Source organism: Lentzea sokolovensis (genome assembly GCF_033949975.1).
Taxonomy (GTDB): Bacteria; Actinomycetota; Actinomycetes; order Mycobacteriales; family Pseudonocardiaceae; genus Lentzea; species Lentzea sokolovensis.
The window spans coordinates 359,652-376,764 of the sequence record NZ_JAXAVU010000016.1 but is presented as its reverse complement, the minus strand read 5'-3'; the positions used below and the strand labels follow the sequence as shown (position 1 = coordinate 376,764).

At 68.9% G+C, this 17,113-nt stretch carries 17 protein-coding genes; 8 read left to right on the top strand and 9 right to left on the bottom strand.

Annotation, left to right across the window (positions count from 1 at the left end; all coding sequences use genetic code 11):
* Window positions 1–3 precede the first annotated feature (3 nt).
* A complete protein-coding gene (locus SK854_RS42130; protein WP_319980745.1) occupies window positions 4–3,561 on the bottom strand; it encodes a S8 family serine peptidase in 3,558 nt (1,185 codons plus the stop codon).
* Between the two features lie 121 nt (window positions 3,562–3,682).
* Here SK854_RS42130 and SK854_RS42125 point away from each other — a divergent pair, with 121 nt between their 5' ends.
* Together SK854_RS42125 and SK854_RS42120 are read left to right on the top strand one after the other, a co-directional pair.
* Window positions 3,683–4,183 (top strand): SigE family RNA polymerase sigma factor, encoded by a 501-nt coding sequence (locus SK854_RS42125; RefSeq protein WP_319980744.1) that lies wholly within the window; start codon window positions 3,683–3,685, stop codon window positions 4,181–4,183.
* Window positions 4,183–5,244 (top strand): hypothetical protein, encoded by a 1,062-nt coding sequence (locus SK854_RS42120; RefSeq protein WP_319980743.1) that lies wholly within the window; start codon window positions 4,183–4,185, stop codon window positions 5,242–5,244. Before SK854_RS42125 ends, SK854_RS42120 begins: the two co-directional genes overlap by 1 nt.
* Window positions 5,245–5,657: 413 nt before the next feature.
* Here the strand turns inward: SK854_RS42120 and SK854_RS42115 are convergent, their stop codons facing one another.
* Together SK854_RS42115 and SK854_RS42110 are read right to left on the bottom strand one after the other, a co-directional pair.
* A complete protein-coding gene (locus SK854_RS42115; RefSeq protein WP_319980742.1) occupies window positions 5,658–6,455 on the bottom strand; it encodes an SGNH/GDSL hydrolase family protein in 798 nt (265 codons plus the stop codon).
* Between the two features lie 68 nt (window positions 6,456–6,523).
* Window positions 6,524–6,691, bottom strand: coding sequence for a hypothetical protein (locus SK854_RS42110; protein WP_319980741.1), 168 nt, complete (start codon window positions 6,689–6,691; stop codon window positions 6,524–6,526).
* Window positions 6,692–6,777: 86 nt separating this feature from the next.
* Between SK854_RS42110 and SK854_RS42105 the strand changes: the two genes are divergently transcribed.
* The gene (locus tag SK854_RS42105) at window positions 6,778–6,939 is read left to right on the top strand and encodes a hypothetical protein (protein ID WP_319980740.1); all 162 of its coding nucleotides are present in this window, start codon (window positions 6,778–6,780) and stop codon (window positions 6,937–6,939) included.
* An 18-nt stretch (window positions 6,940–6,957) separates the two neighbouring features.
* Here SK854_RS42105 and SK854_RS42100 read toward each other — a convergent pair whose 3' ends face one another.
* The 5 genes from SK854_RS42100 to SK854_RS42080 are packed head-to-tail and all read right to left on the bottom strand — an operon-like array spanning window position 6,958 to window position 10,782.
* Window positions 6,958–7,944: a pectate lyase family protein gene (locus SK854_RS42100; protein ID WP_319980739.1), complete on the bottom strand. Its 987-nt coding sequence runs from the start codon at window positions 7,942–7,944 to the stop codon at window positions 6,958–6,960.
* Window positions 7,941–8,930, bottom strand: a complete 990-nt coding sequence (locus SK854_RS42095; RefSeq protein ID WP_319980738.1) for a pectate lyase family protein — start codon at window positions 8,928–8,930, stop codon at window positions 7,941–7,943. Before SK854_RS42095 ends, SK854_RS42100 begins: the two co-directional genes overlap by 4 nt.
* A gap of 19 nt (window positions 8,931–8,949) precedes the next feature.
* Window positions 8,950–9,909 (bottom strand): pectate lyase family protein, encoded by a 960-nt coding sequence (locus tag SK854_RS42090; protein ID WP_319980737.1) that lies wholly within the window; start codon window positions 9,907–9,909, stop codon window positions 8,950–8,952.
* A gap of 13 nt (window positions 9,910–9,922) precedes the next feature.
* Entirely contained in the window at window positions 9,923–10,471 is a 549-nt protein-coding gene (locus SK854_RS42085) for a pectate lyase family protein (protein WP_319980919.1), read from the bottom strand.
* An 11-nt stretch (window positions 10,472–10,482) separates the two neighbouring features.
* Complete coding sequence (locus SK854_RS42080) at window positions 10,483–10,782, bottom strand: hypothetical protein (protein ID WP_319980736.1); 300 nt, start codon at window positions 10,780–10,782, stop codon at window positions 10,483–10,485.
* Window positions 10,783–11,100: 318 nt separating this feature from the next.
* Here SK854_RS42080 and SK854_RS42075 point away from each other — a divergent pair, with 318 nt between their 5' ends.
* On the top strand, window positions 11,101–11,502 hold the full coding sequence (locus tag SK854_RS42075) for a PGPGW domain-containing protein (protein ID WP_319980735.1): 402 nt from the start codon (window positions 11,101–11,103) through the stop codon (window positions 11,500–11,502).
* 135 nt (window positions 11,503–11,637) lie between these two features.
* Here the strand turns inward: SK854_RS42075 and SK854_RS42070 are convergent, their stop codons facing one another.
* Complete coding sequence (locus SK854_RS42070; RefSeq protein ID WP_319980734.1) at window positions 11,638–12,741, bottom strand: pectate lyase family protein; 1,104 nt, start codon at window positions 12,739–12,741, stop codon at window positions 11,638–11,640.
* Window positions 12,742–13,361: 620 nt separating this feature from the next.
* On the opposite strand from SK854_RS42070, the gene SK854_RS42065 reads away from it, so the two are divergent.
* From SK854_RS42065 to SK854_RS42050, 4 genes are all read left to right on the top strand, one after another.
* Window positions 13,362–13,706: an STAS domain-containing protein gene (locus SK854_RS42065; RefSeq protein ID WP_319980918.1), complete on the top strand. Its 345-nt coding sequence runs from the start codon at window positions 13,362–13,364 to the stop codon at window positions 13,704–13,706.
* Between the two features lie 158 nt (window positions 13,707–13,864).
* Entirely contained in the window at window positions 13,865–15,211 is a 1,347-nt protein-coding gene (locus SK854_RS42060) for an alpha/beta fold hydrolase (protein ID WP_319980733.1), read from the top strand.
* A gap of 22 nt (window positions 15,212–15,233) precedes the next feature.
* On the top strand, window positions 15,234–16,322 hold the full coding sequence (locus SK854_RS42055; RefSeq protein WP_319980732.1) for a sensor histidine kinase: 1,089 nt from the start codon (window positions 15,234–15,236) through the stop codon (window positions 16,320–16,322).
* Window positions 16,319–16,969, top strand: coding sequence for a response regulator transcription factor (locus tag SK854_RS42050; protein ID WP_319980731.1), 651 nt, complete (start codon window positions 16,319–16,321; stop codon window positions 16,967–16,969). The genes SK854_RS42055 and SK854_RS42050 overlap by 4 nt, the downstream gene beginning before the upstream one ends.
* Window positions 16,970–17,113 lie beyond the last annotated feature (144 nt).

The following is a 17,113-nucleotide window of genomic DNA, read 5'->3' as shown; positions in this document are numbered from 1 at the left end:
GGGTCAGTTCACCTGGTAGGCCCTGATGATCGTCTGGGTCACCGTGTTGCCGTCCTGGTCCGCAGCGTTCGCGCGCAGCGACACGAACCCGGACGCCGGGTTCTGGATGACCGCCAACCAGGTGCCGTTCACGTGCAGCACCGGTACCCGCCGCCAGGTCTGCCCGTCGTTGTGGGAGACCTCGACCTGCTTCGGCCCGGCCTTGCCGCCCTGTGTGCCCGGCTGCCGGTCGACGCGCAGCGGTACCGGGAACAGCGCGTTGCGGGGCGCGCGGTTCGTCAGGTCGAGTTCGGGGTCGAAACCGATCGACAGCAGTGGCAGTGGTGTGGCGGCAGTGGTGTGCCCGGACCGGAAGGCCCATTCCGCGCTGACCTTCGTGGACAGCGGCCATCCCGGGTTGCTTCGGCTCGCCTCGGCGGTGAGCCGGTAGTTCGCCGCGCCCGCGGGCACCGTGAACTGCCCGCTACCGGGTTGACCGCTGCGGGCGATCTCCTTGCCGTCGATGTGGAGCACGGTGTCGCCGGTGTCACCGGAATCGGGGAACCCGGAGTGGCCGGCCGAGTCGGAGAACAGCGGCAGACGGGTGTTGATCTTCTCGCCCGCGCGGTACGCCAGGTGCGGCTCGGCCGAGAAGAAGCCCACCGGCCCGGTGACGCCCGGCCCGATCACGGCCTTTCCCCAGTCCACGGTGGCCTTCTCACCGGGCTTGAAGGTCCGCTTGGCGGCCTCGTAGCCCTGCGCGGCACCGCCCGCCGACACGCTCACGGTGTTCGCCCAAGTGGCGGGGGAGTAGTACTCGGTCCGCTCCCGGGGAAGCGGAGTCGGCGTCGACTCCAGCGCGCCCTCCAGGTCGTACTTCCCGTCGGTGGCGAACATCGACGCGTAACCCACGCCGTCCACCGGCGCCCGATAGGTCGTCTTCACCGTGGCCAGATCGCTGTTGCGCGGCCGGTAGGTCACGTTCGCCGGAATGTCCCCATAGCTGGGGAACACGAGCTCGTACCGGTACGGGCTCTCGGGCAAGCCGGTCAGCGTCACGGACGCGTTCGGCACCTTCGCCAGCCGAGCGCCCTCGGGGCCGAACGTGGCCGTCAACGGGAGCGGCGGTGCCTCCATCAACCGCACGGGACTGCCGGAGAAGTGGAACAGTGCGGAGTTCGCGCCCGCCTCTGCGATCGCCCGCGCCCGCGGACTGAACTCGAGGCCTTCACCGTCGCCCAGGGTGAACACCGCCAGTTTGCCCTGGAGATCGGCCGCGGCGATCTCGCCGGGTGTGGCACGTCCGACGTCCACAGCGGACAGCACGCGGGTGTCGGTCGTCCGCGGCGAGCCCGGTACCCATTCCACGGGCACCTCGAACGACTCGGGCTTGTCGACCGTCAGCCGGACCTGGGGCCGTTCGAGCTTCATCCGGTCGAAGTACCGGAATTCCTTGGTGTGCTTGGTGGTGGGCGCGGTGTAGTCGTTGTAGCTCGAAAAGCTGTAGTAGCCCACGCCACGCGCACCGGTGTCGATGACCATGCCGTTCGTCCAGGAGATCGGGCGGGCGTCCTTCTCGTCGGTCTGCACGGTGATCTTCTTGCTGTTCCTGGCGTCCAGCGTGACGACGGTGTCCTCGTGCAGGTCGACCTCCGGGTCGGCCACCCTGGTGCTCGTCGGCAGGGGCTGACCGAGCACCGCGGTCTGGATCGTGCCCAGCACGGCGTACCGGCCCGCAGGCAGTCGCACGGTGCTGTTGTTCCCCACCAGGTCGAAATCGTCCTGACCAGTGCCCAGCGCGACCCACATCGCGCTCGCCAGCAGGCCGTCGGCCGGTGCGGCGCCGTTCTGGTCGATCAGCTTCGTCGTCAGGTCGTAGCTTTCCGGTTCCTTGTTCGCGCCGACCGGTGTCTGGATCACCGTGTCGCCGGCGCCGCTCTTGGCAACGAGCCTGCCGCCGTGGACACCGATCTGGGCGGCGGAGTGGTCGAAGGTGACCGACACGGTGGCCTCGCCGTTGGCGGGCACCACGACCTGGTCGACGTTCGTGCGGAACGCCGGGACGTCCGTGCTCAGCCGCAGCGAAACCGGTGTGCCGCCGGTGTTGCTGTACGTGATCTGCTTGGTCAGCGCGGGCTGGTTGTGCGGCCACCGCACGAGACCGAGGCTCAGGCTCCCCGTGCTGGGGATGATCGTCTGCCTGGACGCCCGGCTCACGTCGAGCCGGCCGGCGCCCTGCTGGTAGATCGTGGCGTCGATCGGGGTCGCGCTGCCCATCAGCGCGGCCTTGATCTGACGGCCGGTCCACTCCGGATGCTGCGCGGCCAGGATCGCCGCGGCACCTGCCACGTGCGGCGTCGCCATGGAGGTGCCGGTCAGCCGCGCGTGGTGCTCGTCGACAGCGCGGTCGGCGAGCGTGCCCTCGGCCCGTGCGGCCACGATGTCCTCACCGGGCGCGGCGATGTCCGGTTTGACGGCGTAGTCCTTGAACCGCGGTCCGGGCTGCGAGAACCTGCTGTACCTGTCCTGCTTGCTCACACTGGCCACGGCCAGCGCGGCGTCCGCGGACGCCGGGCTCGCGACCGGCCTGCTCTGGCCGTCGTTGCCGGCCGCCACCACGAACAACGTGCCCTTCTCGGCCGAGAGCCGGTTGACCGCGATCTCCAGCGGGTTGCTGACGCCGTCGCCGGACCCGCCACCCAGACTCATGTTCACGACCTTGGCGCCGCTGTCCGCGGCCCACTGCATGCCCGCGAGGATCGCGTCGAACGGGCAGCCGCCTGTCTGGCAGACCTTGCCGATCAGCAGGTCCGCGCCCTTGGCGACGCCGGCGTACTGGGCGCCACGGCCGGCGACGGTCGAGGCCACGTGCGTACCGTGCCCCACGTTGTCGACGATGCCTTCGCCGGTGAAGTCCTTCTCGCCCTTCACGATCCCGGCCAGGTCGGGGTGTTTCGGGTCGTAGCCGGTGTCGAGGACCGCGACGGTCGCGCCCGCGCCGGTGTGCCCGGCCTGCCAGGCGGCCGGCGCGCCGACCTGCGGCACGCTCACATCCAGTGATGGATGAACCTTGCCGTTGAGCCAGATCTTGCCCGCACCTGCCTTGTCGAACAGTTCCGCGGCCTTGTTCTTCGGCGTGGCCACCGCGGAGAGCTCGACCGACGGCAGTTCACGGGTGATCTTGCCGAGCGTCCGGGCGCCTGGGGACTCGACGAGCAGCGGGATCTCAGACGTGTGGTCGTCGTCGTAGCCCAGGTCGATCAGGCCGGTCACGTCGAACAGCTTGCGATCCAGTGTGCCCGCCCGGATCAGCGGCTCGGCGACCGATGGGATCACCGTGACGCCCTGGGCGCTGACCGACTTGATGAACCGCACCGGCCCGAGCCGGGCGGCCGGCTGGATCTTCGCGTCCCAGGAGCCGTCCTTCCTGGTCACGGTCACCTTGTCGCCGGTGATCAACGTGACCGTCCTGGGCGCCTCGTCCGGCGCCGGTGTGGGTTCTCGCGCGGCTGCCGGTGAGACGGCCACACCGGTGGCCACCACGGCGAAGACCGTCGCATGGATGAAACCGCGTTTGCGCACAGATCGCCCCTTGTGACGTCGGCTGGTGTTTCCCCTTGCCTCCATGACTCGTTGAGCGGATCAATCTGTTTATTCGGGAAGCCGGTAAACGGTTCGCCGTCGACGTGAGTCTTCAAGAGTGATGGCTGACTACGACGACTTCGCCCGAGCGCAACTACCGCGGTTGCTGCGGTACGCGACGATGCTCACCGGCCAGCGGGAGCAGGCGGCTGATCTGGTGCAGGACGTGCTGGTCAAGGCGTACCGGCACTGGTCCCGGATCAGCGGCACGGATCACCCCGACCGGTACGTGCTGCGGATGGTGACCAACGGCTACCTGTCCTGGCGACATAGCTGGTCCGCACGTGTGATCGCGTCTGGTGACCTCCCCGACGAGGCACGGGCAGACGATTTCGCGTCGGACCACGCCGCGCGCGAGGACATGTGGCAGCGCTTGGCGCGGCTGCCCAAGCGCCAGCGGGCCGTGGTGGTGCTGCGGTACTACGAGCAGCTGCCCGATTCCGAGATCGCCGGGCTGCTCGGCTGCGCCCAGGCCACCGTCCGGGCACACGCCCACAAGGCATTGGCGGCACTGCGAAACGGCTTGGCCATCGAGCAGATGGCAGAGGCCAGGGAGACGTGATGAACATCGAGAACCTGATCAAGGACACTTTCACGGCGCGCGAACACGACGCGCCCGACAGCGATGCGGTGCTCGCCGCGGCGCGTCAACGCATCGACAGCAGGCGCTCCGGGCTGAGCCTGCCGCTCGCGGTCGCCGCCGGGGCGACCGTGCTGACCCTCGGCGCCGCCACCGCCGTGGTGCTGAACCGGCCGGATCCCGCGGAGCAGTCCCAGAACATCGCCACCGCCAACGGGCCTCAGGACAGCCAGACCCCTGCGGCCACCGGACAGGCCTTGGCGGGCCTGCAGATGCCCTACTCCCTTGGCTGGCTCCCGCCGGGCTCGGTCGCCTACCGGACGCAGCGAATCAACATCGGGTCCAGCGCGGCCAACCCGGACGCGCCCCTGTACGGCGGTGAGTACATGCTGACCGTCACGGCCGACGGCCAGGTCCTGCAGGTCGACGTCCAGCAGTTCCGGATGGTGTCGGTGGACGAGGCGATGTTCAAGTCTGGCCCGGGCAAGTCCGTGACGATCAACGGGCAGCGCGGGGTCGAGAGTGCGGTGTCCACCGGGCCAGGTGGTTACGAGCTGTACGTGGAGCACCCCGACGGCGGTTCGATGTACGTGCACGTGTCCGCCGAGCACGGCAGCGAAGCGCCCGCACAGCAACTCGTCGACACCGGCCGCCGGATCGCGGAGAACATCCGATTCCCGGGCACGACGACCGTGACCCCGGCGTACGGCCTGCGCGACCTGCCCAACGGAATGCGGATCTGCGCCTTCGAGGTCGCACAGAGCCCGGACCGGTCTCCTGCGGGGCAGGGGACCAACACGAGCTACTCGCTGGGCACGTGCACGGTCCTGCCGTCGATCTTGGTCAGCAGCGCTGTCGTCGGCGGCCCGCCCGACACACCGGGACAACCTGTGCAGGGCCACGCGACGCGCTACCTCGACGAGAACGGCTACCGCCGGTTGTGGATCCTCGACGCGGTCGGGGGAGCCCCGGTCGCCATCGCCGGGCAGGTACCGCAGGCAGACCTGTACGACATCGCCAACCGGCTCGTCCTGCCGCGCTGACCGCGGCTCGAACAGGGGTGTGAGCCAGAACCTGTTGCCGTTCTGGGGGCTACAGGTTCTGGGGTGACTGGGATGTGGACGCGGCGGCGTCGTGCGGCTCGGCCGGGTTTCGACGAGGTGGAGCATCGCTCGACTCCGCCGATCCGCAGCGGTCCTTTGCCTCCGACCAGCTGGTGGTCGAGGTCCCACCAGATGTCGGCAAGTGCCTCGGCGTGCGGAAACAGGGGACTGTTCCGCGCCCTGTTCGGCAGGAGCAGACCGATCACCAGATGAGCGTCGCCGCAGGGGAAGATCACCACGCTCTCGGATCGCGACGGGCGTTCCGCGACGGGCGCACCGGAGTGCACCGCGGCCGACATGAGCGCCGTGCTCGACGCGAACGTCGTCGGGACGGCGACCAGCATGGACACGTTTCAGAGAACCGGGTCGGGCTCTGGCCATCGACGCGCAGGGGCGAGGGTGGGGCGCTTCGCGGTGCGCCCGTCTCCGGACGACTTGCCGAGGGCACGCCGCAGGAGCCAAGGGCCGACGTAGCTCACGGCCCAGCGCAGTTCGACTCCAGCGCGCCGCCATGTCGAGGGCTTCCGTTGTGGTTCAAGAGGATTGGTCCACAGATCGGCGCCGTCCGGCAGGTCCAGCGCGTGAGCGACGGCTGCGGCGAGGCGGGTGTGGCCGAGCGCGTTGAGGTGTAGCCGGTCCGCGCTCCACAACCGCCGGTCCGTGCAGATCGGGTACACCGAAAGGTCCACCACGGTGACACCGTGCCGGTGGGCGGCCTCCCGCACGCGGGCGTTGAAGTCCAGTGTTCGCCTGGTGAGCCCACGCGCGGCAGGCACCAGGAGCCCCGGGTCGGGCAGCGTGAAGGCGACGACGCGCGCACCGGCACCGGTCAGCGCCTCGAACATGCTCTCCAGGTGTCCGGCCACGGCGACGGCGTCGAACCGGGGGCGCAGCAGGTCGTTCAACCCCGCCAACACGGTGACGAGGTCAGGGCGCAGGCTCAGCGCGATGGGCAACTGCTCTGTGCGGACGTCGCTCGTGACGCGTCCCCTGACCGCGAGGTTCGCGTACCGCAGCCGCGGTTGCACCGCGGTGAGTTGTTCGGCGAGGCGGTCTGCCCAGCCCCGATACCCGCGGATTTCGTCGCCGTCGTTCATGCCCTCGGTCTGGCTGTCCCCGAGTGCCACGTAACGCAGGTAGGTGCCCGTCACCGTTGTCCTCAGTTCGTAGGTTCAGAAGATCATGGTGTCAGGATCGGGCGGTCGTGGCGCGATTCGCGTCACATCCCGTGCAGCGCACGGCTCTGCCACGCGCGGCGTTCCGCGCCCGCCGCATCCAGCACAAGTGCCGAACGGGTGTCGAAGACCATCGTTGCCCGCTCGCGGGGTTCGTAGCGGGGCCGGCCGAGGTCGCCGGACTTGGCGAACTGAACCCAGGCGGTGTGCATGGCCGCCGCGAGGTTGCGCGGCTGGTGCGCACCGAGCAGGCGAGGGCGGGAGTCGGTCTGCCAATGGAACTCGTAGATCCACGTCGGTGCCGTCCGGGTTTTTCGCCACTGAGAACGCCGCGCTCATCGAGCTGATGTACACCATCGCCTCGATCATCAACGGCAACATCGTCGAACCGGAACTGCTCGACGCACTCGTCGAGACCGCGGTCGAACAGTTCCTGCGCGGCGCCGGCCCGCTCGTGTGACGACCTGACGTCGCGAGCTCAGATCTTGCCGGTACCCGCACCCTGGGTAACCAGCGCTTTCACGGTCGCCGGCGTGTCCAGGGCGTAGGCGTAGTAGCCGCGCGGGTCCTCCACGCTGCCACCCACCACCGGTTCGCCGCTGTTGACGTAGACGTTGTCCCGCTCGACGATGCTGCCCTTCGGGCCCGCGTAGCTGTTCGTCATCGGCTCCTCGACGTTCTCGAAGTAGTTGCCCTCGACCCAGCAGCCGGACTTGTTCTGGCAGGCGACGCCCGTGTCGCTGTTGGCGACGTAGTAGTTGTTGAACACGTGCACCGGGTTGCCGAAGCGGGTGCGCGGGTTGCGCTGCGGCGTCCGGTCGAAGAAGTTGTGGTGGTAGGTCACCTTGAGGTACCCGGTGTCCTGCGCGGCGTTGCCGTCGTCATGGCCCAGCAGCATGTTCTTGGTGTGGTGGTGGGTGTGGTTCCACGACACGGTCACGTAGCTGGACCCGCGCTTGATGTCGATCAGGCCGTCCTTGCCCGCCGACAGGTCGTTGTGGTCGATCCAGACGTGGTGGGAGAACATCTGCACGTTGATCGAGTCGTCGTTGGCGTTGCGGAACACCAGGTTGCGGATGATCACGTTGTGCACCGCGTTCGCCGGGGGAGTGGTCACCGAGCTCACCGGCAGGCCGATGTTCAGCCCGCCGCCGGTGATGCCGGAGTTCGCGCCGACGCCGATGACCGTCTTGTCCGAGGAGACGTCGTACATGCCCGCCGCCAACGTGATCATGCCCTGCACGCGGACCACGCGCGGTCCTTCGGCCTTGATGGCGGCGATGAAGTCGGCCGCCGTGGAGACCGTGACCTCCGGGCCTCCCGCGCCGCCGGTGGTCCCGCTCTGGCCGAGCGCCGTCACCGAGGCGAACCCGATGGGCGCGGCCTCGGCGGCGGACGCGGTGGCCACCGACGTGGCTCCGCCGACGAGCACCGCGGCGAGCGCGAGAGCGCTTGTCCTCCTCATGAGGTCCTCCGTTGGACTCGGCCGACGCCCGCGCCCGCGGTGACGAGCGCTGGTACGTCGGCGGCGTTGTCGAGCGAGTAGGCGTAGTAGGTGCGGGGTTCGACGACGGTGCCGAGGGTCTGCGGGGTACCGGAGCCGACGTAGACGTTGCCGCGCTCCATGACGCGGCCCGGTCCGCTCTTGTCGTAGCCGGACAGGACCGGGTGGGCGACGTTCTCGAAGTAGTTGGCCTCGACCAGCACTCCGGCGTCCTCTGTGGACGCGACGCCGTAGAGGGAGTTGCCGCGGTAGTAGTTGTTGTAGACGTGAACGGGCTCGCCGAACCGCACGCGCGGGTGCCGCTGGTCGGTGCGGTCGAAGAAGTTGTGGTGGTAGGTGACGCGGAGCTTGCCGCGGTCGGCGGTGTAGGTGTCGGAGTGGCCCAGCAGCGCGGCCTTGCTGTGGCCGTGGAAGTGGTTCCACGACACCGTGACGTAGTCGGACTGCCGCTTGACGTCGAGCAGGCCGTCGAAGCCGCGCGACAGGTCGCAGTGGTCGATCCACACGTGGTGCGCGGAGTTGGTGACGCTGACGGAGTCGTCCGAGGCGCCGGTGAAGCGGAGGTTGCGGATGATCACGTTGTTGCCGGGACGGGTGGTCGAGCCCAGCTGCAGCCCGCCGCCGGTGATCTCGGCGGTGGAGCCGATCCCGAAGATCGTCTTGTTCGCGACGACGGTCAGCATGTCGCCGACCTCGATGCGCCCGGACACCGAGATGACGTAGGGCTCCTTGCGCCCGACGTAGTCCCGCAGCGCCGCCGCGGTCGTCACGGTGACGGCCTGGCCGCCCGCGCCGCCGGTGGTCCCGTTCTGGCCCAGCGCGGTCACGCCCGCGAAGCCGTCGGCCACGGCGTCGGCGGCCGGGTCGGCCCACGCGGCGCGCGGCGCGGTGGCGAAGGCGGTCAGCGCCGCGCCCGCGAGCAGCCGTCGTCGGTTGATGGGGCTCATGGTGATCCTCCGCGTCCTGTCAGTTCCGGCCGACGCCGACGCCCGCCGGAACGGTGCCGGGCAGGCTGGCGGCGCTGTCGGGGGTGTAGGCGTAATAAGTGCGCGGCTCCACCACGGTGCCGAGCGTCTCGGGGGCGCCGGAGCGGACGTAGACGTTGCCGCGCTCGACCACGCGCCCCGGTCCGCTCTCGTCGTAGCCGGAGTAGATCGGGTGAGGGACGTTCTCGAAGTAGTTGGCCTCGACCAGGACTCCCGCGTTCTCGGTCGACGCGACGCCGTAGAGGGTGTTGTTGCGGAAGTAGTTGTTGTAGACGTGGATCGGCTCGCCGAAGCGGACCCTCGGGTGTCGTTGCGCGGTGCCGTCGAAGAAGTTGTGGTGGAACGTCACCCGGAGCTTGCCGGTGTCCTGGCTCGCGTTGGAGTCGGAGTGGCCCAGCAGCGCGGTCTTGCTGTGGTCGTGGAAGTGGTTCCACGAGACGGTGATGTAGTCGGCGCCGCGGACGATGTCGATCAGCCCGTCGGCGCCGCCGCTGAGGTCGCAGTGGTCGATCCAGACGTGGTGCGAGGACTGCTGGATGCTGATCGCGTCGTCGTCCGCGCCGGTGAACCGGAGGTTGCGGATGATCACGTTCTGCCTGCGGTACAGGTCGAGGCCGCCGCCGGTGATCTCGGCGGCCGACCCCAGGCCGATGATCGTCTTGTTCGACCGCACGCCCTGCTTGCTGCTGATCCGCATCACCCCGTCGACCTGGATGACGTACGGCTCGTTGCGGTCGCAGTAGTCCAGGAACGCGTCCGCGTCCCGCACCGTGACGACCGGGCCGCCCGCGCCGCCGGTGGTGCCGTTCTGGCCGAGTGAGTTCACCCCGGCGAAGCCGTCGGCGGTGGCGAGCGGGGCCGCCCACGCGGGTTTGGTGGTCGTGGCCAGCGCGGTCGCGGCGGCGCCCGCGAGGAGCGCCCGTCGGCTGATGCTGCTCATGTGCCCGTCCTCCTCAGACTCGGCCGACACCCGCACCGGCGGGCACGACGGTGGGGACCTCGACGGCCCGGTGCGGTGTGTAGGCGTAGTAGGTGCGCGGCTCGACGACGGACCCGCGCACCTCGATCTCGTGGTTGCACTCGACGAGGACGTTGTCCCTGGCGACCATCCGGCCGAGGTCGCCGCTGAAGTCGACCCGGCCGGGGTTGTTGACGCTGAAGAAGTAGTTGCCCTCCAGCACCACGCCCGCGTCCATCGCCGACGCGACGCCGTAGCTGTTGTCCCGGTAGTAGTTGTTGTAGACGTGCACCGACTCGCCGAAGCGGACTCGCGGGTTGCGCTGATCGGAACCGTCGAAGTAGTTGTGGTGATAGGTCACCCTGAGGCGCCCTGCGTCCTGTGCCGCGTTGTCGTCGTCGTGCCCGAGCAACAACGTCTTGTCGTGGTCGTGGAACCTGTTCCAGGAAACGGTGATGAAATCGGATCCGCGTTTGACGTCGACGGCTCCGTCATCGCCGTTGGAGAAGTCGTTGTGGTCGATCCAGATGTGGTGGCTGAACATCTGCACGTTGATCAGGTCGTCGGTGGCATCCCGTCGCTGGTGCCGGTGGGCAGCGCGATCGTGCCGCGGACCTGCACCACCAGAGGTTCTGGTCGAGCGATGTGGTCCAGGAACTGCGCGGTCGTCGTCGCCGTGACCACCGCGCCCCCCGCGCCGCCGGTGGTTCCGCCCTGCCCCAGCGCGGTCACCCCGGCGAACCCGTCGGCGGGTCCGGCCGCCGTGGCGGGCGGTGCCCCGGCCACCACGACCACCGCGGCCACCACCACCGCGGCCCGTGCGAGGGCGCGTTCGTACCCGGCGTGCGTCCGCATTTGGGTGGTCCTTTCGAGAATAGAGCTTCCGTAACGGGGTGACGTTGGGAAAGCACTTTCCTGATTCGGACCATAAGACCTGTGTTTCCGGCGTGTCAACGTCGCATCACATACGCGAACCGGTTCACATACGTGGCCTTGACGATTGCTTTTGGGTAGGGTTCGAATGGTCCTTGTGGTCGATCAAATTCGAGCTTGTGGAGAATAGTGTCGAATGAATTCGACTGGAGCGGGCGATCACACCGACAACGTCGCCGGCAGTCCGAGATGTGGCGGTCAGCCGCACCCGAGACACTGGACGTGACGAAGGAGGTTGCGATGAAGCGGCTGGGCGTGGTCGTGCTGGGCGTGGTGCTGCTCCTCGTCGGGATCGCTTTGCTGGTGCTGCCAGGCCCGGGGCTGCTGCTCGTGCTCGCCGGCCTGATCACTCTCGCCTCGGAATTCCCGAAACTGGAGCGCTACGTCGATCCGGTTCGCGACCGCGCCATGAAGGCGGCGGAGGACAGCGTCGCATCGCCGCTGCGCCTCGCTGTGTCCGCGGCGGCGGGCTTGGCACTGGTCGCGGCGGGCGTCGTGTGGGGCCTCGTGCGGTGGTTGCCTCTGGCCGGATGGAGCACGGGTACGAGCTTGATCCTGTCCGGACTCTTCCTGCTCGGGTTGCTGGCCTGGAGTTGGCGCCACGTTCGTGCCCGTTCCGCCGAGCCGAAGTCGCACGGTTAACGTCCGCCGCGGGCGGCTCCCGGTTCACGATCACGGTGCCGCCCGGTACGCGGTACCTCCTGGAAGAGGGTGGCTCGGATCCGGAACCTGTGCGGGAAGCGTTGCGCACCCGGCGGTCGCGCGGTCGAAGCCTCCCTAGCAGCTGCCGTCCGACTCCCTCAGACCCGTGTTGGCGCCCGCCGTGCGGCTCACGACGTTCGGCACGCAGCCGGCCTGGTCGAGGGTGAAGCCGTAGGGCACGGAGACGGTGGTGGTGGACTTGACGTCGGGACCGGCGGGCTTGTGATCGCTGCTCGGGGCGGACCACGTCACGTTGTCGAAGACGTTGCCGCTGACCTGCCAGTAGCCGGCCTCGGTGGTGTAGAAGGTGCCGAGGACGTCACGGGAGTTCTTGAAGTAGTTGTTGTCCACCTTGGCCTTGGCGCCGGCCCGCGAGTTGATGCCCGACTCGTTGAGGCTCACGTAGTGGTTGTTGTACATGTGGGCAACGCCGCCTCGCAGCAGAGGCGCCCGGGAGTCGATGTTCTCGTACAGGTTGTGGTGGTAGGTGATGAACCCGTTCGAGCGGTCGCTCTCGCTGGACCCGACCAGCCCGCCGCGACCGGAGTTGCGCAGGGTGCTGTAGGACAGGGTCACGTACTGGGTGTCGTTCTTCATGTCGAACAGGCCGTCGTAGCCTTCCGACTCACCACCCGACGCCAGAAGGTTGACGTGGTCGACCCAGACGTTGCGGACGTTGCTCTCCATCCCGATGGCGTCGCCGCCGTTGGACGTGGGAGAGCCCGACTTCTTGACGTTCCGGACGGTCACGTTCCGGATGATGATGTTGCGGGACTCGCGGATGTGGATGCCCAACTGGTCGAAGACGGCTCCGCCGCCGACGCCGATGATGGTGACGTTGCTGGTCCGCTTGAGTTCGATCAGGCCGGCGGCGGTGTCGCAGCTGTTGCCCGAGACCTTGGCGGTGTTGCCGTGGTTGATCGTGCCCGAGACCTCGATGATGATCGGCGTGCTGCTGCTCGCCCGGCCGCACAGGGCCTGGTGGATCTGGGTTCCCGTGGTGGCCCGAACCGTCGCCCCGCCCTGGCCGCCGGTGGTGCCGCCGTTCTGGGACGCGTAGCCGGTCGCGACGCCGGCCGCCGCCGATGCCGGTGACATCGCCAGCACCGCGCTGGTCGAGGTCGCGACGGCCAACGCGGCCACGACCGCGGGGATCCGCCATGCGACTGATCGCTTCATTTCGTCTCCTGCGTCTTCGAAGGTTGGACGGGTGTGGGCGCACTCGAAATGGAGGTGGCGGCAATACCGGCGGAAACACCGGTGATTCGCTTTGTCGCGCGTTTGTCCGTGCGCAGACTCCTGCGTCGCCTCCTTGCGAGCAGGATTGTCTGACGGATTCCCGTCGACGCTGATCGCGTTGGCGGCCGGAATCAGCATCGCTGGGAACGCTCCCAGCGAGTATTGCGCAACGTTGCGTGACTGGCAATAAAATTCACGGTTATGAACACTGGACGCGTTGATTGCACGTGTGCGACGTGACTTCGCGGCGACCGCCCGACTGATTCACGGACATGAATGCGGGTTTGCGGAGTCGAATCATGACGGGGATCTTGTCGAAATGGTTCGCGATGGCGATGGCCTCAGGATTGGTGCAAGTCACGACCGCGTGAGCGACGGCGAAGTCGGTCTACCTCCCAGCCAGGTGGCCCCAGACCGTCGAGGTGCCGCCGGCACGCCTGGGAATCGCGGTGATCGTGCCGCGTGGCGCCGCGGTTCGTACCATCGGTGAGAAGACAACGGTCGGGGGATCTCCAGTGAGGAATTCAGTGACTTCGGGCGAAACAGCGTCAGTGGCCAACATGCAGACCAGCGACCATGACGGCGTGCTTGTCGTTGCCATCAGCGGCGAACTCGACATGATCAGCGTGGATGCGGTGGGAACAGCCCTGTTCGAGCACCTGGCCAAGCAACCGGACGGCCTGGTGGTGGAGTTGGCCGTGGACTTCATGGGCTCGTCCGCGCTGTCGATGCTGCTGGAGCTGCACGGGCGGGCACAGCACGAGAAGGTGGGTTTCGCCATCGTGGCCACCGCGGTGGCGGCTGCGCGTCCCTTGATGGCCAGCGCACTGACCCAGGTACTTCCGGTGGCTCAGTCGGTGGACGAGGCCGTGAAGTCGATCCAGGAGGAACGCAAGCCGGGCTAGCGGCTCTGATGGCGGTGCCGGGTGGACGCTGCGGAGGTGGGCCGGCCGGTCCTGACGCGGTGCATCCTGGGCCGGCCGCCTTCGGGCCACCGGCAGCCGGCCGGAATGTCTGTCGAAAGGCAGACGTGCCGACGTGATCCGGGTGATCGAATCGGGGCATGAAAGCGCTGATGACGCTCTTGGCCGCGGTCGGTGTGCTTGCGGGAGGCGCGGGGCCCGCCACCGCTGCCGAGGGCCTGACGTGGCGGGAGTGCCACGAGGGGCTGCTGTGCGGTGAAGTCCTGGTTCCCGCCGACTGGACCCGTCCGGCCGGCGGCACCCGGATCGCCGTGCCGCTGCTGAAGATCCCGGCTCGGGAGCAGAAGGCCGGTGTTCTTCTGCTCAACCCCGGTGGCCCGGGGGCGAGCATCCCCAACTTCGCGTTTCCCGGCTACCGCGACCAGTTCGCGGACCTCGCGGCGCGGTTCGACGTCGTGGTGTTCGACTCGCGTGGCATGGGCGTCGCCTGTCCGAGTCCCAATCCTGCTCCGTTGTCCTCACCGGTGACTGAGCCCGCCCATCGCGAGTACGCCGCCGCCAACGGCCGGTTCGCGGTGGACTGCGCGGAGACGATGGGCGCGTACCGGGGGCGTCTCAACGCTCGTCAGGTCGCGCACGACATGGACGCCGTCCGGCGTGCGCTGGGTGAGCGTCGCCTCAACTACTTCGGCAACTCGTACGGCACGGTGTACGGGCAGTTGTACGCGGAGCTGTTCGGTCACCGGGTCGGGCGGATGTACCTGGACAGCGTGCTGGACCACACCCGGCGCGACCCGGCCGAGTGGGCTCGGGCCGGTGCCGTCGCGGCGGAGAACAACCTCCACCGGTTGGCACGGTGGTGCGCGGCCGACGCCGGCTGCGCACTGCACGGCAAGGACGTGATCGCCGTGTGGGACCGCGTGCTGTCCACGCCCGGCCTGGATGTGTCCGCGGTCCTCAGGTGGGCCGCGGCGCGGATCGGCAACGACAGGGGCTGGACCGCGTTGGCCACCGGACTCGCGCAGCTGGAGGCGGGCGACACGACGGCGATCACACCGCGGCCCGGCCCGTCCGATGTCAGTCTCGCGAGGACGGCGTTCTGCGCGGACTTCCCCTTCCCCGACGACTTCCCGGCCGTGAAGCGGGTGGAGGACCGGTTGCGGGCGGTCGCGCCTCGGCTGGGATGGGCGGCGGCCCCGTGGCGGGTTTCCGGGCACTGCTCGGGTGTGCCTGAGGAAGGGCTCAACCCGCCGGCCGCGTTGTCCGCGATGCGGAACGTGCTGGTGGCGAACGGCGAACACGATCCGTTGACCCCCGCCGAGCACGGCCGCAGAGTCGCCGCCCAGTTGGGAGGCACGTACCTGTCCGTGGAGGGCGACCACGGGCTGTACCTCAACGGCAACGCCTGCGTCCGCGACCACGTGCACCGCTACTTCCTGGCCGGGGAGCTACCCGCGCCGGACGCGCGGTGCGGCACACCGGTCTGACCTGGCCGTGTACAACTGGGGAATGGACGACCGCCGGCCGGCGAGGCTTCGCGGCACCATCGGAGGCGACGCGTTGTTCGCCGGTGCGGCCGCGGTCGTCGTTTCGGTGCTCGGACTGGTCGAACACCGTTCCGCCAGTCCCGTCGTCATGGTCGCCGCGTCGGTCGCGGTGGCGGTTCCTTTGTTGCTGCGACGTCGTTTCCCGCTGATCACGGCGTTCGCCTCCGCCGCGATCGTGATCGTCATCGCCGTGCCGGACTGGTCCGGGCGCCTGGTCGCCATGGCGGCGTTCGGTTCCGCCGCGTACTGCCGTCCGCGGCCGGCGGTGTTCGTCGTGGCCGTCGGATGGTTCCTCGTCCTGTCCGTCGCCGGAGTTCACTCACCGACGGCCGCGACCTGGACGGACCTGCTCCTCCTCGGCATCGCGCCGGTCGCCGTCGGCTACGCCCTGCGCATGCACCGCGACCGCGCCGACCACGCTGAACGCCTCTACCGGGAAGAGACCCGCAGCGTGATCGCCGAGGAGCACGCCCGCATCGCCCGCGAGGTGCACGACGCGGTCGGCCACCATCTCACCGTGATCCGGATGCAGGCCAACGCCGTCCGGCACGTCGCCCGCGCTCTGCCGCCGGTCGCCGACCGGGCGCTGGTCACGATCGCCGAGGTCTCGGCCACCGCGCTCACCGAGGTCCGCGACGTTCTGGCCGCACTGCCCACCCACGGCACCACGCTGACCGACCTGGACGCCCTCGTGGACCACGCGACCGGCCCGAACCGCACCGTGACCCTCACCAGGGACGGCCCGGCGCCGGGCGGCGTGCCGCCACTGGTCGATCACGCCGGTTACCGGCTGGCCCAGGAGGCGCTCACCAACGCGCTGCGCCACTCCGATGCGACCAGGGTGGACCTGCGCCTCCACCACACGCCGGAGGCCGTCGTGATCACCGTGGCGGACAACGGTTCCACCACGCCCGGCCCGACAGCCGACGGCACCGGGCTGCGCGGCATCCGGGAACGGACCCGGCTGCTCGGCGGAACCCTGCGGATCGAGCCGAACCGGCCCAGCGGCTGGTTCGTCGAAGCCCGCCTCCCGCTGGGCGAGCGGCGATGATCCGCACACTGGTCGCCGACGACCAGGAGCCCGCGCGGTGGGCACTGCGCCTGGTTCTCGACGCCGAGCCGGACATCGAGGTGGTCGACGAGGCCGTCGACGGCGCCGAAGCCGTCGAAAAGGCCCGGTGGATGAGCCTGGACGTGGTGGTGCTCGACCTGCGGATGCCGCGGATGGACGGGCTGGCGGCCCTCCGCCGGATCACCGAATCGGTCACCCCCGCGCCCGCCGTGGTCGCGCTGACCACGTTCGACGTCGACGAGTACCTGTTCGGCGCGCTCCAGGCGGGCGCGGCGGGCTTCGTGCTCAAGGACAGCGAACCGGCGTTGCTCGTCGAGGCGGTCCGCGCGGCGTCGAGGGGACAAGGGCTGATCGACCCGCAGGTCACCCGCCGCGCCATCCGCCGGTTCGCGCAGATCGCGCCCCGGCCCGCACCGGCCGGGCTGAACCTGCTCACCCCACGCGAACTGGAGGTGCTGAGGCACGTGGCGCGCGGGCTCAGCAACGCCGAGATCGCCCGCGCCCTGACCGTCGGTGAAGGCACGGTCAAGACCCACGTGGCGCGTGTGCTCGCGAAACTCGGCCTGCGCACTCGCGTGCACATGGTGATCTACGCCTACGAGCACGCCATCCTGGGCACTTCCTGACGTGTGGGGTGCCAGAACCCCGCATTCGCCCGCCGAGCTGCAGTGATGAGGTTCTCTTGTTCTGACGGCTCGATCAGCCGACAGGGACACCGAGGAACAGGATTCGCGTGCTCTCGAATTTCCGTGATGAGGCCCTCGTCGTCG

Excerpts from the sequence above, each read along its gene's own strand:
- SK854_RS42125 (WP_319980744.1), top strand. The coding sequence starts at position 3,683 with ATGGCTGACTACGACGACTTCGCCCGAGCGCAACTACCGCGGTTGCTG.
- SK854_RS42120 (WP_319980743.1), top strand. The coding sequence starts at position 4,183 with ATGAACATCGAGAACCTGATCAAGGACACTTTCACGGCGCGCGAACAC.
- SK854_RS42110 (WP_319980741.1), bottom strand. The coding sequence starts at position 6,691 with ATGCACACCGCCTGGGTTCAGTTCGCCAAGTCCGGCGACCTCGGCCGG.
- SK854_RS42100 (WP_319980739.1), bottom strand. The coding sequence starts at position 7,944 with ATGAGGAGGACAAGCGCTCTCGCGCTCGCCGCGGTGCTCGTCGGCGGA.
- SK854_RS42095 (WP_319980738.1), bottom strand. The coding sequence starts at position 8,930 with ATGAGCCCCATCAACCGACGACGGCTGCTCGCGGGCGCGGCGCTGACC.
- SK854_RS42090 (WP_319980737.1), bottom strand. The coding sequence starts at position 9,909 with ATGAGCAGCATCAGCCGACGGGCGCTCCTCGCGGGCGCCGCCGCGACC.
- SK854_RS42085 (WP_319980919.1), bottom strand. The coding sequence starts at position 10,471 with ATGTTCAGCCACCACATCTGGATCGACCACAACGACTTCTCCAACGGC.
- SK854_RS42080 (WP_319980736.1), bottom strand. The coding sequence starts at position 10,782 with ATGCGGACGCACGCCGGGTACGAACGCGCCCTCGCACGGGCCGCGGTG.
- SK854_RS42075 (WP_319980735.1), top strand. The coding sequence starts at position 11,101 with ATGAAGCGGCTGGGCGTGGTCGTGCTGGGCGTGGTGCTGCTCCTCGTC.
- SK854_RS42070 (WP_319980734.1), bottom strand. The coding sequence starts at position 12,741 with ATGAAGCGATCAGTCGCATGGCGGATCCCCGCGGTCGTGGCCGCGTTG.
- SK854_RS42065 (WP_319980918.1), top strand. The coding sequence starts at position 13,362 with ATGCAGACCAGCGACCATGACGGCGTGCTTGTCGTTGCCATCAGCGGC.
- SK854_RS42060 (WP_319980733.1), top strand. The coding sequence starts at position 13,865 with ATGAAAGCGCTGATGACGCTCTTGGCCGCGGTCGGTGTGCTTGCGGGA.
- SK854_RS42055 (WP_319980732.1), top strand. The coding sequence starts at position 15,234 with ATGGACGACCGCCGGCCGGCGAGGCTTCGCGGCACCATCGGAGGCGAC.
- SK854_RS42050 (WP_319980731.1), top strand. The coding sequence starts at position 16,319 with ATGATCCGCACACTGGTCGCCGACGACCAGGAGCCCGCGCGGTGGGCA.